Source organism: Priestia sp. P5_B4, from assembly GCF_056400385.1.
Genome location: NZ_JBFULJ010000097.1, coordinates 1 through 9,446 on the forward strand (window position 1 = coordinate 1; position 9,446 = coordinate 9,446).

The 9,446-nt window shown below is 35.9% G+C and carries 5 protein-coding genes and 2 pseudogenes; 1 reads left to right on the forward strand and 6 read right to left on the reverse strand.

The window, feature by feature from the left end:
* From AC1DRF_RS11015 to AC1DRF_RS11025, 3 genes and pseudogenes are all read right to left on the reverse strand, one after another.
* Window positions 1-974: NTTRR-F1 domain (locus tag AC1DRF_RS11015; protein WP_477740737.1), on the reverse strand; the 974-nt coding region annotated here is incomplete at its 3' end.
* Window positions 975-1,253: 279 nt separating this feature from the next.
* A pseudogene (locus tag AC1DRF_RS11020) lies at window positions 1,254-1,780 on the reverse strand (DDE-type integrase/transposase/recombinase).
* A 140-nt stretch (window positions 1,781-1,920) separates the two neighbouring features.
* Complete coding sequence (locus tag AC1DRF_RS11025) at window positions 1,921-2,769, reverse strand: hypothetical protein (RefSeq protein ID WP_477740738.1); 849 nt, start codon at window positions 2,767-2,769, stop codon at window positions 1,921-1,923.
* Between the two features lie 478 nt (window positions 2,770-3,247).
* On the opposite strand from AC1DRF_RS11025, the gene wecB reads away from it, so the two are divergent.
* Complete coding sequence (wecB, locus tag AC1DRF_RS11030; protein WP_477740739.1) at window positions 3,248-4,363, forward strand: non-hydrolyzing UDP-N-acetylglucosamine 2-epimerase; 1,116 nt, start codon at window positions 3,248-3,250, stop codon at window positions 4,361-4,363.
* A 1,089-nt stretch (window positions 4,364-5,452) separates the two neighbouring features.
* Here the strand turns inward: wecB and AC1DRF_RS11035 are convergent.
* The 3 genes and pseudogenes from AC1DRF_RS11035 to AC1DRF_RS11045 form a co-directional block, all read right to left on the reverse strand.
* A complete protein-coding gene (locus AC1DRF_RS11035) occupies window positions 5,453-7,003 on the reverse strand; it encodes a glycosyltransferase (RefSeq protein WP_477740740.1) in 1,551 nt (516 codons plus the stop codon).
* Window positions 6,993-8,093 (reverse strand): tetratricopeptide repeat-containing glycosyltransferase family 2 protein, encoded by a 1,101-nt coding sequence (locus tag AC1DRF_RS11040; protein ID WP_477740741.1) that lies wholly within the window; start codon window positions 8,091-8,093, stop codon window positions 6,993-6,995. Before AC1DRF_RS11040 ends, AC1DRF_RS11035 begins: the two co-directional genes overlap by 11 nt.
* A gap of 726 nt (window positions 8,094-8,819) precedes the next feature.
* A pseudogene (locus AC1DRF_RS11045) lies at window positions 8,820-9,446 on the reverse strand (collagen-like protein); the annotation flags it as partial.

A 9,446-nucleotide genomic window follows, 5' to 3' on the forward strand; every position in this document is an offset into this window, starting at 1 on the left:
CCGGTGTCTCCAGTGGCACCCGTTGGTCCAGTAGGACCGGTATCGCCAGTAGCACCTGTTGRTCCAGTAACGCCGGTGTCTCCAGTGGCGCCTGTTGGTCCAGTAGGACCGGTATCGCCAGTGGCACCCGTTGGTCCAGTAATGCCGGTGTCTCCAGTGGCACCCGTTGGTCCAGTAGGACCGGTATCGCCAGTRGCACCCGTTGGTCCAGTAGGACCGGTATCGCCAGTAGCACCCGTTGGTCCAGTAATGCCGGTGTCTCCAGTGGCACCCGTTGGTCCAGTAGGACCGGTATCGCCAGTAGCACCTGTTGGTCCAGTAACGCCGGTGTCTCCAGTGGCRCCYGTTGGTCCAGTAGGACCGGTATCGCCAGTAGCACCTGTTGGTCCAGTAACGCCGGTGTCTCCAGTAGCGCCTGTTGATCCAGCAGGACCGGTGTCTCCAGTAGCGCCTGTTGGTCCAGTAGGACCGGTATCGCCAGTGGCACCCGTTGGTCCAGTAGCCGGAGCAATTAAGAGAGCCACATCATCGACTAACACATTGGCAGTGCCTGCTTGAGGGGTCGTATGAATTAAAATAAAGGCCTGTGTGGTAGTGGGCGGGGCTGGAGTAGTCGTTTGATAAATTTCAAGCCAGGTATCATTATTGGCGGTGGGAATATGATCTACGGGGATGGTAGTCCCAAGGCCTACACCTAGAAAATTAGACAGACTATCGTAAAACGTCACTTGGATAAAAATAGGTGTTGATGGAGATGTTCCGAATTTGGAAAATGAAGCAATAACTTCCATTATTCCCCCTGGATTTAGTGGAACAAATTGACCAATATAAGAAGTAAAGGGACTACTTTGGAATCTAGCAGAAAACGAACCGGAATGTGAAAATTTACTGGTAACGGTTGTGTTGGCAGAAGACCAAGAAGTCAGTGTTCCTGTTTCAAAGCCGCCATTTATGATTAAGTTTTGAATCGACATGATAAATCCCTTCCCCCATTTCCCTATATAAAATGACATTCTTTTATACTATGTTTCTTACTTAGAAATGGAGTCGGCATTTGTCTTTAACTTTCATAATTTTATTTCTTCTCTACAAAACAAAAATAAAAAACAGAGAATTCCATAGTAAGGGCCAGTCCACCGAATTTCTTTTTTGTTTTTCATGTAGATCTCTAAAAGATCCATAAGAATTTGTGCAAAGTTCAATAGGTTTCGGTTTAAAAAACATTCCCTAGGAGCATAGAGAACCAGTCTCCTTTATGAAGATAGTCTAAGCAGGTTATGTATGAATTCTTTTTGATTTTGGACAGATGTCATTGCTTGGTGAGTCTGCCTCTTTTTAATCACATACATGGCTTCTATGCCACTGAGTATGTAAGTAGTTGTACGAAATAACTTCAATCCTAGTAAGCAGGACTCTTATCCATTGTTAACAAGGGGGTGGAAACATATAAAAAAGCCAAGGTTTTCTTGGAAAAGAGCTTGGCTTCTTGTTTATTTCTTAATTCATTTAGATAAAAATCAATAGTATGACCGTCTGAATCCACTGCATAATATACATCCATCCATTGTTCTTTTGCTTTCATATAGGTTTTATCGACTTTTCATCATTCATTTGTTGACTTAGGATGATATCATTCTCTTTCTTCTAATGAAGGTCCATATTGATGTCCTCAACACATGACGGTAGTATGAGCAATAGATAAGCCTCATTCCTCCATCATTTCCGCCAAATCACGAAAACTCAAGTTGCGCCATAGGTACCATCTTACTATTATCAACATAATGGCAGTTTTAAATTTTTCCTATTTGAATGCGTCTTCCTTTTCCATACCGCACACGTCCCTTTTTAAGAGTAGTAGTATCGGTGCATTTAGGTTTTAGGGGTTTATTAGAAATAAATAAAAGTTTTTTTACAAGAACCTTATTCTTTCATAAAATTATCTAAAATTAATTTGAATGAGGATGAATTTTTGTGGATATGTGATAATTGTTTTAAACCATAGGCACCATACTGTTTAATTAATCCTTTTTCGTTCAAGGCAAAGTCTATACTCTTATCAGGAAGGGACATCCTTTGGGTCATGCCAGCATGATACACAAAGGATTTTAGATAACATTTTGGTCTCCAATTTGTTCTAGTTCCCATATAGTATAAATAACCTAATAATAAACTATCATCTTCATATCCTTGTTTGCCCTTAAGAAATTGAGTGTCGTACCCCCCCACTTCTTTCAAAATTTGAGATTTATGAATCACAGGATGAACAAATCTTTCATGAACTTCATCTCTGACCCATTTAGCTAATAAAGAAATAAGTTCTCTGGTATTTTCCGGAATCTCAACAAAGTTACCAAGTGGTTGTATCTCTCCACTAATTGTTAATATGCCAGGGGATACCATTGGTTCATCTGACTTCGACAAAAAATCAATTAATGATGTATACCAATTTTTGGGGAAAATCATATCTAAATGAACTTCAGATATATACTCAATCTCAGAATAGTGCTCCCAGATATATTCGAAACAAGTTTGTCTTGCTTTTGGAATCCCTACGTTACTTCCGTTTCCAAGAATGATAGGAGACACCCCGTAGGATTTTAACATATTTGTTATGACCTCATTCGGTAAACATCCCTGATTGTAAACCACTATCCGGTTCTCCTTGGACTGAGCCAAACTTTCAAAGCATCTTTTGGCGAGTTTTAGATTTGATTCAAATTCCTGTGGATTTTTATGAATAAATAACGGCATTGTATGGATTAACTTCATTTAAACCTCCTTATAGACGAAGATTCTAAATTGTTCTATCCAATATAATATATTTAGATATAAGGGTCTCATTCCTTAAATTTCATTAGGTCTCATTTTAGGTTGACCATAGGTTGAATCTTCCTGGTTCATTCTCTTTACCTTAGGATCATTGAATTACCTTAAAAATGATTTCTTAGTTTTGTATGTTGAAGTTGAATCTTTCTGATAAAAGAACTCTTGCAATTCGAGTAACGAATGGTTATTGAAATGGGAGCAAGATGAGGCATATATAATCAGTATTATCAATAGTTTAAGGGGGAGGAGAACTGTTTACAAAAAATATAAAAAAACAAGAAGATACTTCTTAAGATTAGAGCGTTAATTCGATTTATATCGGTTGTAAAATAACATTGATTTCTACAAAAATAAGATATACTGTTATGGAACTTTAAACGGAGAAAAACTTAGAAGTTATAATAAAGAGGGAGTGAATTAAATGAAAGTATTAGTTGTCTGCGGTACAAGACCAGAAGGAATTAAAATGGCCCCACTAATTCACGCTTTACGAGCAGATAGGACAATTAAAACAATTGTAGTAAATACAGCCCAACACCGTGAAATGTTGGATCAGGTTTTTAGACTGTTCAAAATAAAGACGGATTATGATTTTAATCTCATGAAACCTGGTCAAACGTTAGAGACTATCACAGCTGAGATTATTATAAACATGCGAAATGTATTAATAGGGGAAAAACCAGATGTAGTCTTAGTACATGGAGATACATCAACAACGTTTGCTGCGGCTTACTCTGCTTTTTGTCAGAAAATACCGATAGGTCATATAGAGGCTGGTTTACGTACATATAATATTTATTCTCCATTTCCAGAAGAAATCAATCGTCAATTAACAGGTCGTATTGCCACATACCATTTTGCGCCAACAGAAAGAAATAGAAAACAACTACTCGCTGAGTGCGTACCTGCTGAAAAAATCACAGTTGTTGGAAACACTGTGATTGATGCATTATTATATATTACTCAACAAGATATAAAATTGCCAAAAGATCTATTTTCTGTGTTACACAATGGGTTGCAAACCATCTTAATGACGGGGCACCGTCGCGAAAATCTTGATTCATTAAAAGAAGTATGTCAAGGTGTTAATCAAATTCTGGATGAATTTCAAAATGTGCAAGTCATTTTTCCTGTTCATAAGAATCCGAAAGTGCGTAAGCAAGTGTACTCAGCTTTCAAACAACACAAACGTGTTCATTTATTTGAACCACTAGACTATGAAATATTTGCTCACATTATGAAAAAAAGCTATATTATTATAACAGATAGCGGTGGTATCCAAGAAGAGGCTCCTGTATTTGGAAAACCTGTTCTTGTAACAAGAGAGACAACTGAACGCCCTGAAGGTGTAGATGCAGGAACGTTAAAACTAGTAGGAAATTCTTCAGAAACACTAACAAAAGAACTTCGTATATTACTAAAAGATCAGGAGGCTTATAATAAAATGGCTCAAGCACAGAATCCTTACGGAAATGGAACAACCTCTCAACAAGTTATTCAATTCTTAAAGGAACAGATTGATATTTCTATAAAATAAGTAGCCGAGATTAACTAATCTGGATCTCTTATACCAGCTTACATAGTGATAAGCACCAATCTAGCTAAATTTTATATAGGGTACAGATAAAACATACCTATAAATATATATGGACAAAAAGAATCTAATTGTAAATTTCCTTTTTATCATTCAGATCTTGAAGATTTTTTAGAGCATTGAAACAATCTCATTGCTAATTAATCTAACTTCACTTGGTCAACAAATTATAACATATGAATTGTTCTAGTAAGAAACCTCCTTTTTAGAAACATAAAGTGTCTGTTTTCTTTGAAATATTAGCTTATGAAGCTGTTCCAAACAGTTTACGGATGAGGTTTTTTATTTTTCGCATAATTTACTTCTTTGTGAACTCGCTTCTTTTTCAATATATGTATCACTTCTATGCCACTCAGTATATCCAAGCTTTAAAGATTATTTACTTGCAAGTGACTTAAAGTTTTTGTATCAGAATTGAAACACTCTTATACAGAATTATTCATGTGTTTCTTCTTCATCGTAAGAAAAAGTACTGTTTGCATGATGATTAAAGTACTGATGACATTAAAAGATTTAATGTATATATAAGTTAAGGAGTATTAGATGAAAATAAACAACAGGGAATTTCTGTAAGTGATACATGAAGCCTTCGTTAGTAGATTGCCTTAATAATGTTAGTAAAAGCAAAAGAGATCCAATAATTTTTACACCTTATTGTATCCGTAAATTATTTACGTTGGAGAAGCGGACACCCTTCTATATATTATTCTTAAAAATAGATAAAAATATAACCTAAAAGAACACACATAAAGCAGCCTATGATATTTCATGGGGAGATATTAATGAAATTAAAATAAGTAGCATTCATGAAGTTGTCGGGAAAGAAATTTTGAGAATCATAGGATCTTGATATTATAATTGTCTGTTAGCTAATTAGAAATATACTGTTTCAATCAATTTACTAATTCTTTTAAATCAAAGAAAATACCCACATTTTGAATGAAATGTAGGCTGGTTTTATATATAATTCTGATCAATAAACTACATTTACAAAACTTTTTATTCCAGGCTAAAGATTAATTTGCTTCCATCTTACTCTTCCCACTTCACTAGATTAGGATTTTCATCTAATATGGATTCATATTGCTCTTTAATCCCGTATTGAGCGTCAGGATCAAGGTCTAAATACCTTTTATGTTTTTCTATACGACATGCTGGTTTTGACCATCCATAATGCTTAACTCTTAAGGGTGAGATACTATTTGGTAATTGAAATATATTTTCAGGAAATCTTCCACAGTGTTGAGGTGTTTCTTTCCAATTATAGAAAAAATCTTTTCGATACCTGACAAGAAATGGGCGGTAGAAAAAATGGGCTTGCCAGTAGCTATCTTCACGATAATGGGTGTCATTCCAAAAGTCATATAGTCTAAAAGAATAGAGATCAAACTCATCTTGAACGAGAAGGTGCTGTACATCTTGACGGAATTTGTCTTCAAATATTTCATCCGCATCCATATTTAAAATCCAATCTGGTTCTGTACTGATTGTTTCCTCCCATTGCTGTTTGCGCAACTCTATTTCATTAGAGAATCTTGAAACCTCATTTCGTACAATTTTACAGGGTATTGTTTTTAAAATATCTTTACAAATTTCACCCGAATTGTCAGTACTACCATCGTCGATGATCACAGCTTCGTCAATATAAGGAAGGTGCTTCCTCAATACTTCTTTTAAATAACGATCCTCTTCATTTTTAATTACCATGGACAGAGTAAGTTTTGTTTTTTTAGGGCTGGCTATATAAATATTGGGCTGGGCTGTTTTTTGTTTGCCTTTTGTTTTTTTGAGGAATTCTTGACCTCCTTTCATATCCGTATCCCGATAAATATGGTAAGCGGGATAATGTGTATCTACATATAAAGAGAGACCCATTGCAGCTGCACGTATGCAAAAATGACGATCTTCTCCCCAAAAGGTCAAATTAGTTATTTTACTAAAGTTGACTCCTTGTCGGAGGGCATTTTGTGAAATAAGAGTACAGGCACCAAGCCCACCTACCTCGTAAACTCCAGGTTCTCTCAACTTAGTCAGGAATTCTTGGTAGCGAACCCTTACTTGTTCATCAGATAAGTGCTCTCCTGGCTGTTTATGATATTGGGTATATTCATCATAAAGCCATACTTGAGGTTGTTCCATTGACTCTGGTTGCCATTTTGTCCAAAAGACTTCGGAAATAATCTCTTTTTTTTGCTGAACCAAATGTGAAATTGTTTCAGGGAATAATAAAAGGTCAGAGTCCACTAAAAATAAATAATCATAATTTTTTTCTTTTGTGTATTGGATGATTGAATCTTTAAAACTCGCTACTTTCCAAACAAGATGTTCATTCCAGTAATGGGTTTTACCATCTCGATAATAAACATCTTGATAATTTGATTTTTCGATAACCACTGATTGAATACGCTCTTGAAATTGCATTAAAAGATGACTCGATTCTGGATTTTCATTATCATCTATGAAAAGAAAATTTAATGTAATATCTCCTTGTTTTAGTTGTTCAAGGGACTGCAAAAACATTTTTAAAATTCCAGGTTTTTGATGAATAGGGCTTGCGACTAATACCTTCTTTTTAATCTCCATTTGTGTCACCATCTTTTTTTATAGGGAGTTTTGTTGCTAAATACTTCTTGTTATGAAGATATTTAGGGTCATTAGGTCTATAAGCACCGGCTAATTCATTGTGATAATTAGCTTTTTCATAGTTTCCTAAAACGTCGTAACAAACACAAAGCTGAATTTGAGGAATCCACGTAGAGAAAACTTGGTTTTGAAATCCCCAATTATCTTGCGAAACTTTTGTTTTTGTTGCAAGTTCATACCAAAAGACAGCAGACTGGTAATCATTCTTTGTAATAAAATAATAGGCCAACCTGCAACAAAATTCGGGTCTAGGAGTGGTGTAAGTAAACGATCGAAGTAACGATTTAATCATCCCTTCTTTATCAAAGGTCTCTTGATAACAATCAGCCAATTTTCCACATGCTGCGATATTATCTTCAATCCATCCCTTTTCCGTTGCAAGAAACTTTTCATAAAACTCAATTGCTCTTTCAAACTGTCTATGATCTTTTAATTCATTTGCAAAATAATATAAGTCTCTAGGGGAAAACTCTTCGCCACTAATTAGCTTCTTTTCATAAATTTTTAGATTACGGTCAGAATCATGGTGGATACTTTTATGTGTTACTGCAACTTCACTGTTAATAATGTTCCCCCATACTTCGAGATATTCATGGACAGCTCCAATCCAACGGAAGCCATTACTTCTCTTTACTAATCGGTTTCTTCTTAAACTTGATGTAATGTTACCGTATTCATCTGTAGCTAAGATATAGTTCATCGTTACTGAATCGACAGAAGAGTCTAGATTCATTTTTAAGGCGAGTAATTTCTTTTGATCTTCCTCTAAAAAAACATCATCTGCATCCAACCACAAAATATAATCTTTTGTGGCTTTCTCAAACGCGTAGTTACGTGCTTTTGAAAAGTCATGGATCCATTCAAAATCATAAATTCTATCTGTATATTTGCCAGCAATTTTCTTCGTTTGATCATTCGAACCCGTATCAATGATATTTATTTCATCAACTAATTGATAAACAGAATCTAAACAGCGCCCGAGCGAATCCTCTTCATTTTTTACAATCATACACAAACTAATAGAAATCATATTTCATTCCCTCCCATGTATTTTTAACTAATTTATGCTTATTGTTTATTTCTGAATGAGATGTCCAGAAAGAAATACATAATTTATTACATAAGCATTGTCGAGGATACCGGATGCTCAAAATGAAGTGGAGATCTATATGAATCGAATAATTTTAAATGATCGGTTTTGAGCATCTATCATTGCTATACCACGCCGTAGTGCTTACCAAAATATTAACTATATATTTGCTTTCATCGTGTACTTCACAAAAAAAGAGCGATAAGCAACGTTATATGTCATATCACACATTAGTCGCTCAGTTGCGTTTCCTTTACCTAGCACATTCATACAGCTAATACTCAAGTTGCATATTATGAAATGAGAATTGTTTCAATTACTAATTTTGTAAGAAATCACTTTGCTATCACACAAGTTATAAATAACGGACAAATAAAGACTCTATTAATAAAATTGGGTGTGTATTACATCTGTTCCACATTTCTCGTTTGGTTGAATGGCATTGGGGTCATGTACTTATAATTATGTTTTTTCAAAGTTCAACTCCAAACATAAGCAATAAGTATTAAAGTTGTAAAAAAATTTTGTGCTTTCCCATACCTATATTGATTTTAAATTAATATGACAATTCCTTAATTAAAAAGTACTATTGTTTATGTAATTGCCATTATCCTAGCATCATTATCAAAACGACGGGTAATCCCAGGATTACCCGCCCTACTTATTTTATACGCTGAGTTTGAACACAGAAATGGATGCATTAACAACTGTTTGCCCATCTACAGTTGTAATAAGAGTATCTGCAGTTCCTCCTACATTCCGGAGTGTAAGTGTCCCACCGGCTGGAATTGTTAAAATAGCAGAACCCACAAGGTTATGACTATCACCAAGTGTACTACCAATTTGACCATATCTTATAGAAGGCTGGGGCGCGCCGTTTAAAGTAATCGCATAGGCTGTTTGAGTGTTTAATAATGCAAATTGCGGTGCAACCTCGTACATAACAAAGTAGTTACCTGCATTTGCTACAGTTATTGTAGTGGCAGTAGCTGTAACTCCCCCACCGAATGGTCCTGTTATATTATTGAATGTTACGTCAGCATCATTGGCTACTGTTTGTGCAACATTATTATATACATAACCGAAGTCAGTTGAAACTGAACCCGTTGCTCCTGCTGGACCTGTGTCTCCAATAGGACCCGTTGCTCCCGCTGGACCTGTGTCTCCAATAGGACCCGTTGCTCCCGCTGGACCTGTGTCTCCAATAGGACCCGTTGCTCCTGCTGGACCTGTGTCTCCAATAGGACCCGTTGCTCCYGCTGGACCTGTGTCTCCAATAGGACCCGTTGCTCC